The sequence below is a fragment of the Vibrio rumoiensis 1S-45 genome, from assembly GCF_000286955.2.
In the GTDB taxonomy this organism is placed as follows: Bacteria; Pseudomonadota; Gammaproteobacteria; order Enterobacterales; family Vibrionaceae; genus Vibrio; species Vibrio rumoiensis_A.
The window spans coordinates 1-20,528 of record NZ_AJYK02000058.1 but is presented as its reverse complement, the minus strand read 5'-3'; the positions used below and the strand labels follow the sequence as shown (position 1 = coordinate 20,528).

Sequence of the window (20,528 nt, the reverse complement as noted above, 5' to 3'; positions counted from 1 at the left end):
ACGCACTCAAGCTAGAGAAACTGAACCTTATGACAAACCTTTATGCAGAATCAGCCCTTGTTAGCAAAGTCCTTGGTGCTTTGTTTTATTATCGCCCGACTGATTATGCAGAACACGGCATTGAGCACGTTCTAAATTACCAATCAGGCGCAAAAAATTGCTCAGAATTACTCGTTCAATTCGGCAAGACTCTGGCACAATTTAAACAAAGTGATATTGAATCATTAAGCATGGTGCATGATGAGTTTTTCGCAGGTATATCAGACATGCCCGTGCCGCCTTGGGGCTCCGTTTATCTTGATCGTGAATGTGTTTTATTTGGCGAGTCGACGACACAATACAAGCAATATTTAACCGAGCTTGGGTTTGAATTCAACACACACAACAATGATCCGTTAGATCATATTGGCTTAATGTTAATGGTGTTAGGTGAAGTGTTAGAAATGCAATTAGAGCAAGACACTAAAAATGAACTGCATCGCTTATTAGGTTTTCACTTACTGCCTTGGTCAACTCATTATTTGGCACAACTAACCCCTAGAATTCCATCCGGAGCTTATTCATCGTTAATAGGATTAACGCAATCATTACTCAGCCAGCTTCAAAATGAATTGAATGTGCAAGTTGAAGTGAGGAAGGTATATTTTAATGTCCAGCCGCACTAAGCAAATCGATGAGCCAGAGCCCAATCGTCGTGGCCTATTCACTGGTTTTGCCAAACGAGCCAATTCGATTACCGTTCATCACGATGAAAAGGTATTAAGAACACAACCTAGACCACCGACAGCGGTCGATGAAGATATATTTCAACGATTATGCAATCAATGCGGTGAGTGTGCCTTGGCCTGCCCAGAATCAATTATTCGCATGGAGAATGGTTACCCAACTTTGGATGTGGAGTATTCCCACTGCACTCTATGCGGTGAGTGTCAATCAGCCTGCCCAACCATTGCTCTTTCTGGTACACAGCAAGACACAGGTTTACGCGCTAATGTTGCAGATACCTGTATTAATTTATACGGCTATTGTGATGCTTTCCGCCAGTCTTGCTCAACTCAAGCCATTGAATGGAAAGATAATGCAAGCCCTAGAATTAGGGTCGACCAATGCACCGGGTGTGGAGCTTGCAAGCCTGATTGCTTTATTGGTGCCATTTACATGGTGTAATACACCTTTAGCCAACCAATAAATAAACAAAAAAACACCAATCTTGATAGGGCAAGATTGGCGTTTTGTTATCCAAAATCCATTCAACATAAAATATTTGAATGAGATCTTAAATTATTTGCTCATTGGGCTAAGAACGATTTCTACACGTCGATTTTGAGCTCGGCCTGCAGCGGTTGAATTTGAAGCAATCGGGCTAGCTTCACCTTTACCTATGGTTTTCACTCGTGTGGATTTCACTTTGTTATCCACTAAGAACTGACCTACCACACCTGCGCGAACTTCAGATAAACGTAAGTTATATGAGTCTGAACCTGAGCTGTCGGTATAACCTAAAACATTGATATTGGTTTCGTCATATTCATTAACAACGGTCGCAACATTAAATAATGCTCGTTTTGCCGTGTTATTCAGTTCAGTTTGGTCAACATCAAACGTAATGGAATTGGGCATATTCAAAATAATATTGTCACCACTACGAGTCACACTAATACCGGTCGAACGTAATTCTTGTTCTAACTTCTTCGCTTGTGCATCCATGTAATAACCAATGCCACCACCTAACGTTGCACCCGACGCCGCGCCAATCAGTGCGCCTTTACCGCGATCACTTTTGCTTGAAGACGCCACACCAATTGCTGCGCCTGCTGCAGCACCAATAAGTGCGCCAGTCGTAGTATTCGATGTTTTGCTTTCGCCAGTGTATGGATTAGTCGATTCACAAGCTGTAACAGAAAGAACCACACCAACAAGCACTAAAGCTTTTAATTTCATTTTATTAGACATAAATGGTTAACTTCCTTTTGATTTAATTTCAATACCATTTTCAATCGGTAAAGATTAACAAATATGTACATTACGGCAATACAGAAGCTTGTATTTTTACAAGAATAGAACATACATTCAGAATATCCCCACAGAATTGGCGCAACCCTGCATTCCACCTGACATTTCGATAACATTAATGATCAAAGTTGCAACAAATTAAATATAAAAAAACGTCCATTAGAAACTATTAATATAAAAAGGAACAAATAGCACTGTGTTGTTGTCATTCAAGGGATATAATAAAAGCATCTATTTCTTCCCTAGTGTCGAAATAAACCTTTTATTTTTCCACCAATGTCCACCCCCTATTATGACATCCCCATAGAGGTGTAACGTTAATATGCTGTCTGCTTTAAAAAAAACTTACCAACGCTTTAAGCAAGCACCCACAACCGTTCGTGTACTAACTTACCTAGGTTGTACTTATGCTGGTTACGCGCTGATTTTAGGTTTAATCATTCCTGCAGTGGCTCAATCTCAAGCCCCTAAAATGTTAAGTGAGTTGCTAGGCAGAAATGTTAATGTTGAAAAAGTCAGCATCAATCCATTCCTATTACGCGTTCGTATCGATGGGTTTGATATTCGTGAGTCAAATATTAAGCATTCTTTTGTTCGATTCGATCAACTAGACGTACAAGTTGGGTTTTGGCAAAGCCTATTGAACTTAACACCGACCGTGGATCATCTTTACTTGGTGAAGCCTCAAGTCAACATCTCTCGTTTAAACCATTCAGCTGGGTTTAACTTCACCGATATCTTGAACACCCTGGCTAAAAACAGCACACCAGCCCCACAAGATGAGCCTCAAACCGAAAGCTCTGGCCTTCCCGCTTTTCGTGCCAACGACATCCAATTAAGCCAAGGCTTATTCGATTTTCGTGATGAACCCACAGGCGCGCATTTAAAGTATCAAGGCTTAAACATCAATCTACCAAAGCTGGATTCTCAAGCGCTAGTCACTCAAATGGCTCCCGTTTCAGCACAGGCTGATAAAGTGGTGTCTGCGAGCGCGTCAAATCTTCAGAAAAGCACATCGGATAACCATAAAACGACCAGCAATCAAAACCATTTTGCTATCAATGTTACCGGGGCTGATAACGGCAAGTTAAGCTTAGAAGGTCAATTTCAATTACAACCATTTGCTATCAATGGCAAACTGGCAATGAACAACATCACGCTTGCTAATTTCTGGCCATTTGCAGAAAAGCAGCTCCAAGCAAAATTAGTCAGTGGTAAGATCAATTTTGCCACTCATTTCAAGGCATCAGAAGAACCTAATCAATTTGATTACTCCACGGATAAAGGAAGCTTTGAATTACTCAATTTAGCGTTTGATGCTGACAACCAACCAAAGATAAAACTGCCCCGTTTAGCGTTGGATAACATCGCCTTAAACAGCCAAAAGCAAGTTGTCGATATCGATGCGTTGAATATTGAAGGGTTATGGGTGGATGCACTACTGAATAAAGATGGGATTGATCTACAATCTTTATTTACGCCAAAAGAAGACGCAACGGCAAGTAATGCGAATAGCCCCAAAAAATCAACTGAATCGGATGAAGCCAGTATCGAAACAAGTAAAACTACCGATACAAACTCAGCTCAAAACAATCAAGCCCCTTCTTGGTTGGTGCGTTTACATACGTTTTCAATGAAAGACACGGACATCAATGTCAATGAAAAGATGGTCAGTAATGGCGTTCATTGGCGCGTGTACCCTTTGTCTATTTCAACTGATGAAGTACTCAGCGATCTTAGTAAACCGATAAAGTATAACGTCGATTTATCCGTCAATTCATGGATAAAAGCTCAACCAGAACAACCGAGAGGTAGCTTTTCAAGTTCGGGCAGTATTGATGCGAAAAAGTTAACGTTCAATGGTGATGTAAACTTATCTAAGCTGGATTTAAGCCAGTTTCAGACTTATCTCGACCCTTATTTGAATGTGAAACTGCAATCAGGTTTGCTCTCCACCAAGGGTAATTACGCTGCAGACACTAAAGGGAATGCTACGTATAGCGGGCAAGCCAATATCAGTAATTTGTTAGTACGCGACCGCTTAGAGAACCAACCTTTAGTTAAATGGGCCGACATGGGTATCAGCAGCCTTCAATTTGACTTAGCTAAACAGCATCTCAAAATCGGCACCATTGCTTTTAATGCGCCATACAGCAAAGTGTTGATTGATAGAAACCGCCAAACCAACATTGGTAGCCTTGTTAAAGCCCAACCAAACACCGCCAAGGGAAACAATGCAAAGAAAGCTAACGCAAGCTCGAAAACAGCGAGCAAACCATTTGCAGTGGATATCGGTCAGATCACGATTAAAAATGGTTCAACTTACTTTGCCGATTATTCTCTGACGCCAAGCTTTGCATCTGGTATTGAACTGTTAAACGGTTCCATCAAAAATTTATCGTCTACACCTGGCACAAAAGCCACGGTAAACCTGAACGGTAAAATCGACAAATACGCTCCAGTGACATTAAAAGGCGCAGTGAACCCATTAATAAAAAATCCGTACTTAGACTTAGACCTCATCATTAAAAGTGTTGAGCTGACTTCAGTAAACCCTTATTCCGGTACTTATGCTGGGTATTACATCGACAAAGGTCAGCTTTCATTAACGCTAAAATACCAACTGGAAAATAACCAATTGGTAGGTGAAAACCATGTAGTGATTGACCAGTTAAAATTAGGCGAGCCTAGTAAGTCAGATTTAGCCACCAGCTTGCCGCTGTCACTCGCGATTGCCATCCTTCAAGATCGCCATGGTGTTATTGACCTTGGGGTTCAAGTTTCTGGCGATGTCAATAAACCAGACTTCAGTTTTGGGAGTGTCATTTGGGGCGCGTTTGTCAATGTGCTCACCAAAGCCGTCACTTCACCATTCTCAATGTTGGCGAGTTTAGCGGGCAGCGACCAAGAGCTAAACCGCATTGATTATGAAGTAGGAAAATCCACACTTAGCGATACTGAAAAAGATAAACTCGCTATGTTGGCAAAAGCCTTAGATGATCGTCCAATGTTAAAACTTAGCATTGTCGGTTCCGTTTCAGAAGCTGAAGATAGCCGCGCTATCGCAGAAGAGAAGTTACAAAACCTTCTCCTAAAAGAAAGTGGCGATGCGGCATTACCTGAGAACTTAACCGCCAGTCGCTTCCCTCAAGACGGCGATCTAGTGGATGCATTAGAAGATTTATTTGAAGACCAACTAAAGAAAGATGTGGATGACGAGCAAGATAAAATAGAAAAACAAATTCAAACAGAAACAGGTAAGAAAGACGTGGATGACACTCAACTTACCACTGCGCTGCATATCAGTATGTATAATCAACTAGTAGATGCGCAAAACGTTATTCCTGATGAGCTAGGCAGCCTTGCAGAAGCACGAGCCAGAACCATTAAGGCTTACCTAGTAGATGAGCAGCAAGTCGACCCTGCGCGTGTTTTCATTTTGGATAGCACCACCAAATTAAAAACCGAAGCCAGCGCCGCTGAACTGACTTTAGATGCTAATTAACCACGCGCTATCAATATATCTCAGTAGACACTGGCAATATATTCATTTTAATAGCCATACTGAAAGACTCTGAACACCATAAAATAAATAGCCACAAAGTTCATTATTATTGGATTTTGTGGTTTTTTTTCAGGTAAATTCCCATATCGCCTATCCAAATAACACGACAATGAGCAGCACAACAACAATAATAATACCAAATACTTTCATAGCGAGTTTTAAGTCTCCCCCGCCTTTTGGTGCTTGATTACAACAACCCATTATTAGCCCTCAATTTTATAACTTTCATATTTTATGGCTATTAGACGATTACTATAAACCTTACAGCTAGTGGAAGGTAAAGAACAGATATCAGTGACATGCAATAACAGGCTTAGACAATACAAAACCGCAGATAAAATTCAGGCCCTAACTTTTAGGGCCTGATTGACTATTAGCTATTAAGTCATGTTATTTTCGCAATGCATTCAGCTTAGCTTGAGTAATGCCAAACACACTGCCAACTGGGTAAGTAAAATCATCCTCTAGCTCACCGGCATGAATACCAGTGAAAATTTCAATAGCTTGAGTAACATGCTCAATCGCCCAAATATGAAACTCCCCTTTATTCACTGCATCAACAATGTCTTTACGCAACATTAAATTATGAACATTGGATTGAGGGATGATAACGCCTTGTGTTGATTGACGGCCTTTAATTTTACAGACATCAAAGAAACCCTCTATTTTCTCATTTACCCCACCGATAGGTTGAGATTCGCCAAATTGATTCATTGAACCTGTAATTGCAATATCTTGCCTGATTGGTAGCTTTGAATATGCCGAAACAATGGCGCACACTTCAGCCATCGATGCGCTATCGCCATCAACCCCACCGTATGATTGTTCAAAAGTAATGTGCGTTGTAAGCGGTATTTTGGCATTTCGACCTAAAATAGACGCTAAATAAGCCGATAAGATCATCACGCCTTTCGAGTGAATGCTGCCCCCTAAATCAACATTACGTTCAATATCTAAAATATGACCATCACCAAAGGCTGTGGTTGCCGTAATACGATTTGGTGCGCCAAACATATGATCCGTGGTGGATAAAACCGACAAGGCATTAACCACACCAACTGCGCTTCCTTCCGTTTTAATGAGCGTAGTGCCATTAGAGAACGTCTCCATCACGCTATCTTGCAGACGGCTGACTCGCATGGTTTGATTATCTAGGGCTTGCTCTACATGGGAAGCACGAATCAAGCTCGATTTAGCGCTTCTAGCCACATAGTTCGATTCCCTCAATAGATTAGCAATATGCGCTGAATGAAGGGATAGTTTCTTCTGATCACCCGCCATTCTTGAGCTGTGTTCAATGATCTTGGCAATGGCTTTCTTATCACAATGCAACATGCCGTTATCGTGAATAATACTCGAAATAAAACGCGCATAATGCATTTCAGCATCAGCGGTTCGCTTCATTTCATCTTCAAAATCGGCGGTTACTCGAAATAGCTCGCTAAACTCTGGATCGTAATGCTGCAATAACTGGTATGTTCGGTAATCGCCAAACAAGATGATTTTCACATCTAATGGAATAGGCTCTGGATCCAAAGACACCGCACCAGTTAACGTCACCTCTTTTTCTAATGACGTTAGGCTTAACTGCCTAGCACGTAATGCGCGTTTAATGCCATCCCAAACATAAGGCTGTTCCAGTACTTTAATTGCATCCATCAGCAACACGCCGCCATTGGCTCGGTGCATGCTCCCTGAACGTATTAACGAGAAATCTGTGAATACTGTGCCTTTATAAGTGGCGGTTTCCACACACCCAAATAGGCTGTGATAATTGGGGGTTTCTTCGACTACAATAGGAAACGTATCTTGAGCTTGGCTCACTAAGACATTAATACTGTAACGGCGAGGCAATTTGCTATCTAACGAAGCAGAGGCAATTTCATTTTGTTCCGTGGGTTCTTGCAAAAACTGGTCAACATTTTCAACAACATCTTTTTGAAGATCAGTTAAGTGTTGCTTAATTTCTGGGAATTGTTGGTAGGTTTTCTTTAAATCTTTAATTAAATGACGAAATACTTCCAATGCAGTTTCATCATTCAACTTTTTCATTTTCTCACTGAACGCTTCTTCCCATTCAGTCAACTGACGTACCATACCGCGCAAGCCTATTTCTAGCTCATCAATAGTACGTTGAAAATAATCTTGTTCTTTACGGCTCAATGCATCGTAAGTTTCTTCGGTATGCATATCTTCATCATTTTGCATGGCGATAAATTCATAATCACCTTGCAAGGTCACCGTTAGGCTTACTTTTTTCTCTTTAGCAACTTTGCTGATATCTTCTAATGCACTTTGTTGCTTCTGGCTCAGTTGGTTTTTCAGTTTATCCGCTCGAGTAAAATACACTTCATTATCAAAGGCTAATGGCAGCGCTTTTACTAATTTAGCTAATAGCTTTTCTATATCTTGGCGAAACGTTTTGCCCACTCCAACAGGCAGTTTTAATACCTTAGGTTGTCGAATATCTTCAAAATTCGCAACATAGCACCAGTCAAACAGTTGCATATCGTCCGGTTTATGACGGTTTAAATAACGCAATATCATGGTGCGCTTACCAAGCCCATTCTGGCCAGTGGCATAAATATTATACCCTTTGTCTTTAATCGACATGGCAAATTCGACCGCTTTCTGCGCCCGTTCTTGCCCAACAATTTCATCAATTGGCGGAATATCTTTGGTTGATTTACAAGGCAATTGATCAAGCTCAGCAGCATGATAAAGCTTGTCACTGGTTAAGCTGAGGGAGGAAGAATACATCGTCATAAGCAATCCCTACTTTAAGGTTAGTCGTTTGAGAATAGTTGATTTTTGTATCTAATTGAGTGATTTAGGTTGTATTACCGTTTAAGTGCTTACAAAACGAACAGCACGCATAGCCACAAACTAAGGTATTACCATGCAACCACGTAGGAATAGGCTTATTTTAAAGCAGATCCGAACTCATTCCTCCCTTTTATAAACTAAATGGATAGACTTAGCCTTAAATAAGGGTATTTACCCAAAAATAAATCATCTAAAAGGAAGCAGTGATGAAAAAACAACCCGATACTTTAAAATCAATATCAAATCTCGCCAGCAAATTTTGCTGGCATTTTTGTGTTCACAATAAACTAAAGTTATACCTAACATTGCTGCTGTTTCGGATAGAAGAGTATATACTTTCAAACTAACACCCTTTCCTAATTCACTGATAATAAATATAAAGCAGGAAGCATGGACAATTATTCTCAGCTCGAGCAAGCTTTTTCACAACGTATTCCAACTGAACGTATCATTACTCAGCAAGACAAACGCCTCGCTTATGGCACTGACGCCAGCTTTTATCGATTGGTGCCGAAAATCGTTTTGCGGCTTAAAGATCTTGAAGAAGTTTTATATGCCATCCGTTGTTGCCGAGAACACCAGCTTCCTTTTACTTTTCGCGCAGCCGGAACTAGCCTTTCAGGGCAAGCGGTATCCGATTCCGTATTAATCACCTTAACTGACGATTGGCGCACTCATCAGATCCATGAAAATGGTCAAAAAATCACGCTGCAACCCGGTGTAATTGGTGCCGATGCCAATAAATATCTCGCCCCCTTTGAGCGTAAAATCGGCCCAGATCCGGCTTCTATTAATGCATGTAAAATAGGTGGTATTGCCGCAAATAACTCCAGCGGAATGTGTTGTGGGACCGCGCAAAACTCCTATCAAACGTTAGACAGCATGAAAATTGTGTTTGCTGATGGCGCTATTTTAGATACCGGCAATCCACAAAGTGTCGAAAGATTCAAAGATACGCATGCTGAATTTATTAAACACATTGCTTTACTCAGCCAGCAAACTAAAAATAATCACGAGTTAGCACATCTTATTCAGCATAAATATCGCTTAAAAAACACTACAGGTTACTCGATTAATGCCTTGGTTGATTTCACCGACCCGATCCAAATCATCCAACACTTAATGATTGGCTCAGAAGGCACACTCGGTTTCATTGCCGAAATCACCTACCACACCGTGATTGAACATAAACATAAAGCCTCTGCTTTATTGGTGTTTTCCGATATTGAACAAGCCAGCCAAGCGGTGACAATATTATCCAACACCCCTGTTGCAGCGGTAGAAATGATGGATGGTCGATCATTACGATCGGTTGCCAATAAGCCGGGCATGCCAAGCTTTATTAAGCAATTGGATTTAGAAGCCGCAGCATTATTGATTGAATCACACGCCACCGACCAAGAACAACTTGTCACTCAATGCGAACTGATTTTAAACCGCTTGGAAGGCTTCGATATTATGGAGTCTGTTCCCTTTACTTCAGAGCCTAAAACGGTTGCTAGCCTTTGGGATATTCGTAAAGGCTTATTCCCAGCAGTGGGCGCAGTAAGAGAAGCCGGCACAACAGTTATTATTGAAGATGTGGCTTTTCCTATCGAGCATTTAGCTCAAGGCGTGCGCGAATTACAGCAGCTTTTTGAAAAATACGATTACTCCGAAGGCATTATTTTTGGCCATGCACTCGATGGCAACCTTCACTTCGTGTTCACTCAAGGCTTTGAAGCGCAAACTGAAATTGATCGCTACGGTCAGTTTATGGATGAAGTCACTCAATTGGTGGCGGTGAAATATCAAGGTTCACTTAAAGCAGAACACGGTACTGGCCGCAATATGGCGCCGTATGTTGAACTGGAGTGGGGGAAAGAAGGCTATCGCTTAATGCAGCAGATCAAGCAACTATTTGATCCACAATGCTTGCTCAACCCTGGAGTGATTATTAACGACAACCCACATGCGCATCTTAGTCACTTAAAACCCATGCCAAAAGCCGATGACTTAGTCGATCGTTGTATTGAATGTGGTTTCTGTGAGCCAGTCTGTCCTTCTCGTACTCTGAGCTTATCTCCTCGCCAACGTATTGTTTTGTATCGTGAATTACAGCAACAAAAACGAGAAGGCAAAGCCACTGCACCCGAGCTTGAAAAACTGTTTAACTACCAAGGCATTGAAACCTGCGCTGCTACAGGCTTATGTGAGCAGCGCTGCCCTGTTGGGATCAACACTGGCGATTTGGTTAAAAAACTGCGCGCACAACAACACGATCCTAAGCATTTACCGTTGATTGCACGATGGACAAGTGAACACTTTTCTACCAGTGCGAAAGTGATGAAAACAGGCCTCACCATTAATAACATAATGACGAAGTTGATCGGCCGTAAAGCCATGTCCACTATGGTTAACGGTGCTCGAAACCTGAGTCAAAACTGCACACCCATGTGGTTAGCCGAAATCCCTAAAGCAAACCATCATGCCTTACCGATGAATACGCTCAAGCAAGCAGAGCAAGATCGAGGAAAAATCGCCGACGTTCAGCATAAAAAAGTGGTGTATTTCCCATCTTGTGTCAGCCGTACCATGGGCTCTAATACCGATTCACCATCGCTAACTGAAACCACCATGTCACTGCTAACCAAAGCCGGTTTCGACATTATCTTGCCTAAAGATCTCAGCGAGCAATGCTGCGGAATGCCATATAAAAGCAAAGGCCTTGATGAGTTAGGCGATAAAAAATCGCAACAGCTAGAGCAAACCTTATGGCAAGCGAGCCAGCAAGGGTTGTATCCGATTTTGATCGACACGAGTCCATGTGTAAAACAAAGCGTAGCCCAATTTACTAAGCCTTTGTCCTTGTTTGAGCCTTCAGAATTCGTGATGAAACATGCGTTAGATCATCTTGAATTATCACCCATCAATGAAACAGTTATGCTGCACATCACTTGCAGTTCACGCACCATGGGTTTAGAAAACACCATGTTGGAACTTGCGAAACAGTGCGCGAAAAAGGTGATTGTGCCGGAGCATATTCAATGTTGTGGTTGGGCCGGCGATAAAGGCTTTAATACCCCGGAATTAAATGAAGCGGCCTTGCACCCTTTAAAACAGCAAGTACCCACTCACTGTACACGTGGCTTTAGTAATAGCTTAACTTGTGAAATTGGTTTATCTCACCATAGCGGTGTTCCTTACCAATCGATTTTGTATTTGGTGAATGAGGCGGCAAGGTAAGGCGAATCACCGTCAATCGGTGAAATAGAAAAAAGGCTACCCGCTTGAATAAAGAAGGCAGACTTAACTTTATTTATAAGCTTAACCCACCAAACTCACTGCGCGACTTTGTGCTCCAGCCACTTGCCTTGCAAGTAACTTCGCCGCCGCAATGGCAGATTCTGGTCTTGATGAGTGAGCACATAAATAGTGATGAATATTAGGGTAATGTAGAAGATCATATGGACTACGCAGACCAACCACCACCAGCTGTTCGAAATCTTGACTGAGTTGCTGCACCAGTTTCTGGGCTTGGGTTTGGTCAAAATCTTCACCCGGTAATGGATGATTTTCCGTTACGACGACCAAATAATGATCCTTAATATCGCTAGGAAGAGTATCTAAGGTGACGGCTTGCCAATTTAGCGAAGTGTTTGATAACGCGTTAATGAATACGTCATAAGCTGGTTGGGACTGATTTGGACCAATCCCTCTTGGATTAATCAAATTGTGGTAGCTTTCTGGTGGAGTCGCATTCATAACATAAAGCCTCTGATTCTGTAGATCAATGTCTCCGCGCACCCAGCTCACACCACACTCTGCTGATTTCAATGCAACCTGTTGATTATTTTGAATATCGATATGTTGATACAAAGAAATAGGCAATAATTTTTCTAACTTAAACACCACCACTTTTAATAGCGCTTGATCAATCACATATTCTGGCAACTCACCAGATTGCACCGCATCAATCAGCCCATGGATCATCGCCAACTGCTTATCAATATAGGCATCACTATGATCATAATGCTCTTCTGAAAGCATCAACATCGTGATCCCCGCTTTCATCGCTTTTATTGCCGCATCTACCGGTTGATAGTGATTCATTATCGCGCCCATGTTCATGCTATCTGAAATAATGATGCCTTCAAATCCCATGTCTTGACGCAAGACTTGCTGCAAAATGGTGGAAGATAACGTCGCAGGATGAACCGAATCCAGTTGTGGGTAAAGTATGTGGCTGGTCATAATAAGATCCACTCCAGCATTGATCGCTGCTTGAAATGGCATTAAATCATTAGCTTTTAGCTGCGCATACGATTTATCAACTTGTGGAATTTCTCGATGAGTATCTGCGTGGGTATCACCATGCCCCGGAAAATGCTTCGCACAAGCAATGATTTCGCCTTGATGTAACCCACGCACCGCCGCAGCTGAATGTAGGCTCACTTTATCGGGTTGATCACCAAACGAGCGAGTATCGATAATGGGCGATTGTGGATTAAAGTTCACATCACAACATGGACCTAAAATGCAATTAAAACCGGCAAAGCGCATCTCATCAGCCATCACTTGGTACATGTTTTCAGTATTCTCTGCCGTGTCGCTGACACCAAGCGCAAGGTTTCCCGGCCCAGTGGTCGACTCTCCAACTAACACGCCCCACGCACCTTCTTGGTCAACCCCTAACAATAACGGTAATCGTTGATTAGCATCTAGAATATTTGTTAATTCTTTATTGAGTTTCTGGGCTTCACTAAAAGTTTCTGCGTTATCTTGGCTTAAGTAACACCCGCCTAAATTGTATTCTTCAATCATCTGGCGAGCAGTTTCAGCCGATTTACCAGGGAAGGCTAAAATAAATAACTGGCCTATTTTTTCTTTTAACGACCACGTTGAGATCAGCTCTCGTGCTTGTTGTTCCATCATAACTTTCGTCCTATTTCCCATCACTATTTAGATACATTACTTTTTGCGTAACTGACGGATTTGTCCCATGGTAAAGGTCACCGCAACAATCACGATGATGCCGCGTAGAATCAATTGTTGATCCACATTTAGTCCCATCAGTAATAATCCGTTATTCACCATTCCCATGATCAACGCACCAATCACTGAACCAACGACCGTGCCACGACCACCAAATAAATTCGTACCACCGATGATCACCGCTGCAATGACCAACATCAGATCATTTTCACCTAAGGTATAACGAGCGCTGTATAAACGACCGGAATACAAGATCCCTGCAAGAGCAGCTAAAAAACCATTCAGCATCAACACATACAATTTAATTCGATTGATATTAATGCCGGAATACATCGCTGAAACTTTATTGCCTCCTGTAGCTAATACGTGTTTACCGAAGGTAGTATTACGCAAAATAAAGGCACCAATCACCGTCACCACTAACGCCCAAACAAATAGGATAGAAAAAGGACCAATATCCCCCGAACCGAAGATAAAAGCATAAGTATCATTATCAATTGGAATGGATTGAAGTGAGGTTGACCAACGAGCAATACCGGTGATGATCCCCGTAGTGCCAAGTGTTACTAAGAAGGATGGAATACCAACCTGAGTTACGAAGATACCATTAATGAAACCAATCATGGTGCCTACTGCCAACGCCGCAGATACCGCGAGTAAGATGCTATCGGTTTCTTGTAACGTTAATGCTGACACAATCGCGGCAAGTGCTACGGTTGCGCCGAACGACAAATCAATTTCAGCGGCGCTGAGCACAAACGTCATTCCCACAGCCATAATGGCGATAGTTGCGGTTTGACGAGCAATGTTCATCAAATTGACCGAGGATAAGAATCCTTTGTCGTGCAGCATGATGGAAAAAAAGACAAAAATACCAATAAAAACAAAGTAGATAATATAATCTCGCCACTGTATTTTTGGTGCATTTGATTTAGGGGCTTTTGGTGTCGCCAGCGTTTTCTCATTCATCATAAATTCCTTTTTATTGCACCGCGGCTAGTAATTGGTCTTCTGTCATTCTCTGTCCACTATAGTGGTTAACAATTCTGCCTTTATTGACGACATAAATGACATCGCAGAAACTGCCCACTTCCGCATATTCACTGGAAACAAAAATGACACCATTACCTTGAGCGACATATTGATTCACAATTTTCATAATTTCGTATTTCGCATTAATATCAATGCCGAAGGTTGGGTCGTCTAACAACAAAATTTTGGCATCGGTAGATAAACACTTACCTATGACCACTTTTTGCTGATTCCCCCCCGATAAAAAGCGTACCGACTGAGAAGCACCAGTGGTTTTCACGCCCAACTTTTTAATGGCATTTTCAACGATCAATTGCCCCTTAGATTTGTCCAAAACCATCGAGCGGGATATACGGTCAAAAGAGGCCATTAACACATTATCTTCCACTGAAAAATCCAATACCAAACCTTGAGAACGACGATCCTCCGGAACCATATTGATACCGGTTTCGATGGCGTGCCGAGGAGACGATATTTTCACTTCTTTGCCATTTACCAAGAGTTTTCCTTTGGTTAATGGCGTTAGTCCATAAATGGCTTCCAAAATTTCTGTCCGACCACTCCCTAACAACCCCGCTAAACCTACCACCTGGCCTGGCATGACCGTTAAAGACACATTATCCAGTTCAGCTGTACTGACATTTTGAAGTTCTAGCAAAGGCACTTGCTCATTAGCTAATGCTTGCCTTTCCCACGTTAAATTGGTGCTGGTTTTATTGCCCAACATGGCTTCAACCAATTCATCTATGGTCGTATTTTTGGTTTGAGTTTCTAACACGGTGTAGCCATCTCTCAACACCGTCACAGCATCACAAATCCTCATAATGTCACTGAGGTAATGCGTGATATAAATAATCGAGATGCCTTTCTCTTTTAAGGTTGTGATCACTTTAAACAAATCATTGATTTCATTATTTGAAAGCGATGCGGTCGGTTCATCTAACACTAAAACTTTAGCGTTCATTGCCAGCGCTTTAGCAATCTCAATAAATTGCTGCTCACCGACACTTAATGTCTCTACTTTTTGGCTTGGAGAAATATCCACATCTAACATATCGAGGAATGGCTTAGCCCGTTTAACTCTTTCTCGATTAGAAATCAGCGCCGATTTTTTCGATTGTTCGGTTAGAAAAATATTATCTGCAACGCTTAAGCTCGGGATCAGGCTTAAATCTTGATAAACCATCGATATTCCTTCCAACTGAGCTTGTTTAGGGCTAGCAAACCGACTGGCCTTGCCGAATACTTTAATATCACCACCATCACGTTGATGATAACCATTGATCAGTTTCACCAAGGTTGATTTTCCCGCACCATTTTGTCCGACTAAGGCATGTACTTCGCCAGCTTTAAGCGTAAAGTTCACATCTTTTAATACCGGGTTACCATCAAATCCTTTCTTAATTTTTCTGACTTCGATTGCTAGAGTATCCATACCTCAATCCCTATTGAATCTGTTTGGGTCAATGCTGCCTTCCATAATGAAAAGCCGCATTGCCCTTAATCACTAACCGTTTTATTCTGTTTATCACGGTTAGTTTATGAGCGACTTAGCCCATTGTTTACTTAGCTAATGCTTTTACCACTGAGCTAGGTGCTTCACGGCGTAATGCTTTTTGCCACGCGCTCGCCAAGTTATCTCTAGTCACTCCACTTGCGCTCACGGTGACAAACGCCGGGATATCAACCCCTAATTTTGATAATGCCCCCATTCGAGCCAAGGTTTGCCCAAGGTCATAAGGTAAATCAGTCACAATGCCAGCAACGTTACGCCCTTTTGCCATATCCAGCGCATTCGCTGCTCCTAAATCCATCGTTACCACTTTAATATCTTTACGCCCAGCCGCTCGAGTGGCGGATACCACACCTTCTGCAATGCTGTCCCACGGGGCATAAATCGCATTAATATCTGGATATTGAGTAATTAAGGCAGAGGAAATCGCTTCACCATCATTGGCATTGGCGATGCCACGCTGTGCCACAATTTCAATCTCTGGATAATTGTTTTTAAGATTGGTAAGCACCGCTTGATCACGTTGATTGGTCACATAGTAGCTAGCATCATGATAAATAAAGCCAATTTTTCCTTTTGGTCCCACTGCATCTGCAATCAAATCTGCCGCAATTTTTCCCATTTCGAAAAGGTCATCGGTGACAATGCCAGCGTAATCTTTACCGTGAACAAACCCTGTTGGTAAGTTGCTGATCAACACTAATTTACTCCCTTGCTCTACCGCTGGCCTAAATGCGGCAGCGCCAGAAACCGGATCCACCACCAAAGCGATTAAAATGTCGGGCTTCATCGCCATAATGGTTTCAACATCGGTTTTTTGTTTATTTGCGTCAAACTCAGCATCAGTGACGGCCACAACCTCTACATTCAAACTGCTGAAAAGATCTTTCGCGCCAGCCACTAAAGCGTTCGACCAATCCGAAGTACTGTGCATCAAAATGGCTGCAGTATAATTTTTCGACTTCACTTGATCTTGCTGCTCTTGAGTCAATGACACTTGCGTATAAGGGATCGCTTGCTCTCCATTAGGCCCTTTTGTTTCATTACTCGCTTGTACTAATGATGAACACCCCATCGCCAGTAGCGCAAAAGTCCATACTCGGCTTTTATGTAATATCTTGGTAACACTCATACTCATGTCCTCATTAGGTATTATGTGAGTATTAATATAGGCATTACATAGGTATTTAGCGAATGTCTTTTTTTGATCTAACTCGCATTATCAATAAGACCTGTTTATTTTTTGGGCTAAAACATAATGAAAACACATAAATAAGCCGCCACTTTCTTTTAATGAGGCACTAAAAGATCGGTATTGAGTCGCTCTCATCATCCTGATTTGAGTTCATAGGTATTTATAGGTGTTAAATAGGTAAAATAACGATATTATAGGTGCGTCATTTATGCGCCAAACTCTAAGGTATGGCTCCAACAGGGATAAAGGTGGGGATATTGTCACAGCTATCATCAGCAACTTATCGTCAGTTACTGTCACATCATGCCATTTACTTTATTGCCTTTGACCAAAGTGAAAGTGTCATCGACAGTAACTATCCAGTAGCCAATCTCAGTTTAAATAAATTAGATGATTTAATTTTCTTAATTGGTCAGCACAATCTCGAACTGGTTCGTGGTTTTATTCTTCATCCATCGACTGCAACCCATTTTTCCGTTGCCAACCTAAGATTTGAAATGATTTCTCTGCCTAGTGATGCAGGTCAAACCACCTATTGCTTAGCAATTCAATCTCTTGATACCGCTCAACCGGAAACCAAACTTTCTTCTATCGATCAAGATTATAAAATCATCAATGAGTTAGCAGACTCACTCACGATTTTATCCACGGCTTCAGAAAATCATTTTCCAGAGCATTTACAACGAGAAATCAAGCAGACTCATCTGCCAGAAGTTGAAAAACGCTTACAGCAGATCCAAGATCCTATGCTCAAAATGTGTTTAGAAATCGTCAAATCCAACATGGAAAACCTACTGCACGATAACTCCACAATGAACAGTGCTTTACTGCAAGTATTAACCCCTTCTGAATTGCAAGTAGCTGAATTTATCCGTGGTGGTATGTCGAGTCAAGAAATTGCTAACACATTGAATATCGCTAAAAAAACCGTAGAAAACCATAGGAACAGCTTAAGAAACAAACTGGGGATTACCAATCGAAGTGTTAACCTAAAAAATTATTTGTTGAGCCTAGAAAAAACGAATTAATTACACTGAAACGATAACTTCGACAATATAAACTCAACTCTCTCTTCAACCGGTAACAGTGGCACTTCTATTAAGTGATACCCAAGACTATGATAAGTCTTTTTCATGATCTCATAGGTGGCAACGGCTTCTTTAAAGTCTTGTTTTCGCTCTCTATCATTGGTGAAAATAGCTTCCCAAGGTGGAAAGAGAAAGACACTTTTTGCGTATTGATACGCCCTACACGTTGCAAGAAATTCAGTGCTTACCGTTAAGTGTTCTAACGCCGAATAACCAAGAGTATCCACAATACTGCGATCAAAAAACACGATTTCACCCAACTTGCTATATTGCTGATGCAACTGCTTATCTTGAGCAAACATCGCATCACGAAAGGCTACTTTATCGCGCCAAGGCAGTGCATTACCCCCCGATTCCACTTGTGATTGAATAATCGCGCGCCCCACCTCTGGCGCACAGTGATAACCTAACTTTTCCAACGCGTTAAGCACAGAGGTTTTGCCAGAACCCGGCCCGCCTGTAAATACATATAATTGAGATTGATTCATAACGTTTTCTTTATATTAATCTAATGAAAGAACACGGTTAATACCGGATTCGTGGACAAATTCTTCATCGTGACTCACCAAAATGAACGCACCTTGATAGTGATACAACGCATTAGCCAGTAAGGCTTTAGACGATAAATCCAAGTGATTATCGGGTTCATCCATTAACCATTGCTTTGCTTGTCTATCCAAATGATTCGATGGTTCATCTAAAATCAACACATCAGCATTGGATTGAAATAACTGCCATAGCTGCAACCTCGCCAGTTGCCCACCACTGAGTAAAGCGCAAGCCATATTCGGATCGCTTGGTAACCCTAATTGAATGAGTTGTGCTTCTAGCTCACGCCTTAATCGCCAGCGCTCGCCAACCAATTCGAACCATTTAAGATCGCAGCTGCCTTGCTCAATATGATCAAGCGCACTTAGGATCCCATCAACTTGCAAAAACTCGGCAATAGTGGTGCTTTCATGCAAGAGGTTAGACGGAATTTGACGATAAATAGCAACCTTCCCATTCAACACCACCTCACCTTGGGTGAGCACAAGATCCTTGGTGAACAAGCTTGCTAATATCGATTTCCCCGAACCATTGCGCCCGACTAAACCGGTGCGATGCTCCGTTAAACTCACGGATAAGTTGTTGAATAAGGTCGTACCGTTATCCAGTTGATAAGATAAATTTGAGATGATTATTGCTGGCATTATGCCTCCTAGTTCAGGGACATAAGACGTAATAATGGCCGGATGGTGCTTACTTTCTTATATGAAAATAAATATAAATCAGAAAGATAAAGCGGATTTTAAATAAACCAATCGATTCAGAGAAATGATTGGTTATTAAAGGTAATTTGGCAAACACTACGCCTACTAACCCTGTAGTTCGAAATTAAAAAGAAAAATTCGTTACAGGCATTAGTTATTCATCGTGGCGTAGTCTCCTAAAGAAGTGATGAATGAATAATAATCGATGTGAAATTTCAGCACAACGATTTGTTAATCAAACCATAGCTCGATACACTCATCAGCACTAAACATTGCACTAGAGTCATCACCTTAAACACTCGCACTTAAGATAAATAGCCAAAACGAAACAACATTGCGGAGCGGAAAATAAATGAAATTATTGCTTGTAGGCGCAACCGGATTAGTCGGTCGCCATGTTTTGGAACTGGCACTCAAGGATCCTCGCATTACTTCGGTGGTGGCGCCGATTCGTCGCACATTACCGGTTCATTCGAAACTAATATCGCCTATTGTAGATTTTGATGACCTACCAGAAAGCCAAATATGGTGGCAAGCGGATGCCGTGATCTGCACCTTAGGCACCACCATTAAAACCGCAGGTTCTAAAGACGCGTTTAAACGTGTGGATCATGATTACCCACTCATGGTGGCACGTTTAGCGTATCAACACCAAACACCCACTTATGTGCTTAATTCTGCAATGGGTGCTAATGCGCAATCAAAGGTTTTCTATAACCAAGTGAAAGATGAATTGGAACAAGATTTACAACGTATTGGCTTCCATTCATTAACCTTTGTACAGCCCGGTTTGATTGGTGGAACGCGTGATGAATTTCGATTGGGTGAGCGCGCGCTGGCGCTGGGTTTAACTCTGTTTCAACCAATATTACCGAAGCGCTGGCGCATTAGCCCTGCGGAAAATATTGCAAAAGCCTTGCTTGATTCGGCTATAGAATCCAAACGAGGCTGTCATTGTATTGGTTCTGAAAAGTTGGCGAATGAGGCTTAAAGCTTGTTTGCACTAAATGACTTAGTGACCCAACATTTTAGCTACTCTCAGCTCGTCATCCCAGAAACGAGGCACGAG

General features: G+C 41.8%; 14 protein-coding genes. 6 read left to right on the top strand and 8 right to left on the bottom strand.

Annotation, left to right across the window (positions count from 1 at the left end):
- Window positions 1-29: 29 nt before the first annotated feature.
- Together A1QC_RS07495 and A1QC_RS07490 are read left to right on the top strand one after the other, a co-directional pair.
- Complete coding sequence (locus tag A1QC_RS07495) at window positions 30-665, top strand: molecular chaperone TorD family protein (RefSeq protein WP_017025088.1); 636 nt, start codon at window positions 30-32, stop codon at window positions 663-665.
- Window positions 649-1,167, top strand: coding sequence for a 4Fe-4S binding protein (locus tag A1QC_RS07490; RefSeq protein ID WP_017025087.1), 519 nt, complete (start codon window positions 649-651; stop codon window positions 1,165-1,167). The genes A1QC_RS07495 and A1QC_RS07490 overlap by 17 nt, the downstream gene beginning before the upstream one ends.
- A gap of 114 nt (window positions 1,168-1,281) precedes the next feature.
- On the opposite strand, the gene A1QC_RS07485 is transcribed toward A1QC_RS07490, so the two are convergent.
- On the bottom strand, window positions 1,282-1,953 hold the full coding sequence (locus A1QC_RS07485) for an OmpA family lipoprotein (RefSeq protein ID WP_017025086.1): 672 nt from the start codon (window positions 1,951-1,953) through the stop codon (window positions 1,282-1,284).
- Between the two features lie 382 nt (window positions 1,954-2,335).
- Between A1QC_RS07485 and A1QC_RS07480 the strand changes: the two genes are divergently transcribed.
- On the top strand, window positions 2,336-5,518 hold the full coding sequence (locus A1QC_RS07480; RefSeq protein WP_017025085.1) for a DUF748 domain-containing protein: 3,183 nt from the start codon (window positions 2,336-2,338) through the stop codon (window positions 5,516-5,518).
- A gap of 450 nt (window positions 5,519-5,968) precedes the next feature.
- On the opposite strand, the gene A1QC_RS07475 is transcribed toward A1QC_RS07480, so the two are convergent.
- Window positions 5,969-8,338, bottom strand: a complete 2,370-nt coding sequence (locus tag A1QC_RS07475; protein WP_039836415.1) for a Lon protease family protein — start codon at window positions 8,336-8,338, stop codon at window positions 5,969-5,971.
- A gap of 456 nt (window positions 8,339-8,794) precedes the next feature.
- Here A1QC_RS07475 and A1QC_RS07470 point away from each other — a divergent pair, with 456 nt between their 5' ends.
- A complete protein-coding gene (locus A1QC_RS07470) occupies window positions 8,795-11,629 on the top strand; it encodes an FAD-binding and (Fe-S)-binding domain-containing protein (RefSeq protein WP_017025082.1) in 2,835 nt (944 codons plus the stop codon).
- An 81-nt stretch (window positions 11,630-11,710) separates the two neighbouring features.
- Here the strand turns inward: A1QC_RS07470 and A1QC_RS07465 are convergent, their stop codons facing one another.
- The 4 genes from A1QC_RS07465 to A1QC_RS07450 form a co-directional block, all read right to left on the bottom strand.
- On the bottom strand, window positions 11,711-13,318 hold the full coding sequence (locus A1QC_RS07465) for a glycoside hydrolase family 3 N-terminal domain-containing protein (protein ID WP_017025081.1): 1,608 nt from the start codon (window positions 13,316-13,318) through the stop codon (window positions 11,711-11,713).
- Window positions 13,319-13,354: 36 nt separating this feature from the next.
- A complete protein-coding gene (locus tag A1QC_RS07460; RefSeq protein WP_017025080.1) occupies window positions 13,355-14,347 on the bottom strand; it encodes an ABC transporter permease in 993 nt (330 codons plus the stop codon).
- 13 nt (window positions 14,348-14,360) lie between these two features.
- Window positions 14,361-15,845: a sugar ABC transporter ATP-binding protein gene (locus tag A1QC_RS07455; protein ID WP_017025079.1), complete on the bottom strand. Its 1,485-nt coding sequence runs from the start codon at window positions 15,843-15,845 to the stop codon at window positions 14,361-14,363.
- A gap of 127 nt (window positions 15,846-15,972) precedes the next feature.
- Entirely contained in the window at window positions 15,973-16,998 is a 1,026-nt protein-coding gene (locus A1QC_RS07450; RefSeq protein ID WP_431305840.1) for a substrate-binding domain-containing protein, read from the bottom strand.
- Window positions 16,999-17,375: 377 nt separating this feature from the next.
- Here A1QC_RS07450 and A1QC_RS07445 point away from each other — a divergent pair, with 377 nt between their 5' ends.
- Window positions 17,376-18,146 carry a LuxR C-terminal-related transcriptional regulator gene (locus tag A1QC_RS07445; RefSeq protein WP_017025077.1) on the top strand — a complete coding sequence of 257 codons (771 nt, stop codon included), beginning with the start codon at window positions 17,376-17,378 and terminating at the stop codon, window positions 18,144-18,146.
- Here the strand turns inward: A1QC_RS07445 and A1QC_RS07440 are convergent.
- Together A1QC_RS07440 and A1QC_RS07435 are read right to left on the bottom strand one after the other, a co-directional pair.
- Window positions 18,143-18,694: an AAA family ATPase gene (locus A1QC_RS07440; protein ID WP_017025076.1), complete on the bottom strand. Its 552-nt coding sequence runs from the start codon at window positions 18,692-18,694 to the stop codon at window positions 18,143-18,145. The genes A1QC_RS07445 and A1QC_RS07440 overlap by 4 nt on opposite strands.
- Before the next feature lie 15 nt (window positions 18,695-18,709).
- Window positions 18,710-19,399, bottom strand: coding sequence for an ATP-binding cassette domain-containing protein (locus tag A1QC_RS07435; protein ID WP_017025075.1), 690 nt, complete (start codon window positions 19,397-19,399; stop codon window positions 18,710-18,712).
- Between the two features lie 412 nt (window positions 19,400-19,811).
- On the opposite strand from A1QC_RS07435, the gene A1QC_RS07430 reads away from it, so the two are divergent.
- Complete coding sequence (locus A1QC_RS07430; RefSeq protein ID WP_017025074.1) at window positions 19,812-20,450, top strand: hypothetical protein; 639 nt, start codon at window positions 19,812-19,814, stop codon at window positions 20,448-20,450.
- Window positions 20,451-20,528 lie beyond the last annotated feature (78 nt).